General features: G+C 64.3%; 1 protein-coding gene. It reads left to right on the top strand.

Annotation, left to right across the window (positions count from 1 at the left end; all coding sequences use genetic code 11):
• Positions 1-194: 194 nt before the first annotated feature.
• Positions 195-860 (top strand): hypothetical protein, encoded by a 666-nt coding sequence (locus tag ACFWB8_RS37150; RefSeq protein WP_385237767.1) that lies wholly within the window; start codon positions 195-197, stop codon positions 858-860.
• Positions 861-1,097: the final 237 nt, after the last annotated feature.

Here is a 1,097-nt window from a genome sequence, read left to right as displayed (position 1 = left end):
TCGTCGCCGGCCACGGACGCGGCCGCTTCGTTTTTGTCTGCCATGACTCGTCCGATCCGCCTGGCCCACAGGCCCGAGGCCGAGCCCCGGGCCAGACGTGCGGAATAGGGCCGGGGACCGGGGAAAGCCGCTTCTGGGTACGGAGGCTGGCCCCGGGCAAGCTCTCCTCACGGCTACTGGGTAGCGTCCCCCGGGTGAATCTTCGCCTCATCAACGATGTGCCCGACGGCCTGACCCGACGAGCGCGGTCCTTTGTCAGCACGCATGGCGTCAAGGTCGACGTTCGCCCCGTCGAGGGTCACAGGCAGTGGTGGCTTGAGCGGGACATCCCAGCAGCGGTGATCGATCGAATGGCGGCCTACCAAGAGCGATGGGGCGGTCTGCTCTTGCCACCCGCACCTCAGTACGACGGAGGCCCCAAGTACCTTGATCCGGACTCCCCGGAAGCAGACTCCGCGGGGTGGTGGTTCGAAGCCGGGATGCAGCGGACCGCAGTCCCCTACTCATTCGTGATCAGTCCGTCTGGTGAGTTCGGTATCCATGCAGAGAGGTGGGCACCCCTCCATGCGACCATCGAGGGCTGGGTGGAATCGCTCGCCTTGGCTCACCACGCGTCTATGTGGGCAAAACAGGTCACCAAGCTCGTCGGCGATGACGTCGATGGCATCGAGTTGAACGACTACGCGCCGGTGCGCGAGGTGATGGGCCTGGCAGACACCTGGTGGAGAGGGCCCGACTCGCTGGTAGCCCTCTATAGCGGGGAAGCTACGTCACTCGACTTCCTCAGGGGCCGCATCGCAGTGATCTACTCCGGCCTCGATGAGTGGGGACTGCGAGGAGGCATGGACGATGATGGCTGACCTTGTCGTTTAGCCTCGTCTCGGTTGGGGGTGGGTGGATCAGGCGGTCCTTGAATCCGTCAGGTACTCCGTGGTGTGCCAGGACTGCGATGCGGAGCTGGAGTGCTGGGGAGTCCAGGCCCTGGTGAATGGCCGGTGGGCCCTAGGCAGTGTCTTCAAAGGGTTCTGATGGGGGATCATGTGTTGCATGGTGCGTCGTCATGAGCTGTCGGATCTGGAGTGGGAAGCGTTGTCCGC

The sequence above is a fragment of the Streptomyces sp. NPDC060031 genome, from assembly GCF_042736805.1.
In the GTDB taxonomy this organism is placed as follows: Bacteria; Actinomycetota; Actinomycetes; order Streptomycetales; family Streptomycetaceae; genus Streptomyces.
The sequence above is the reverse complement of the archived record's forward strand: the minus strand, read 5'-3'. Positions and strand labels throughout refer to the sequence as shown.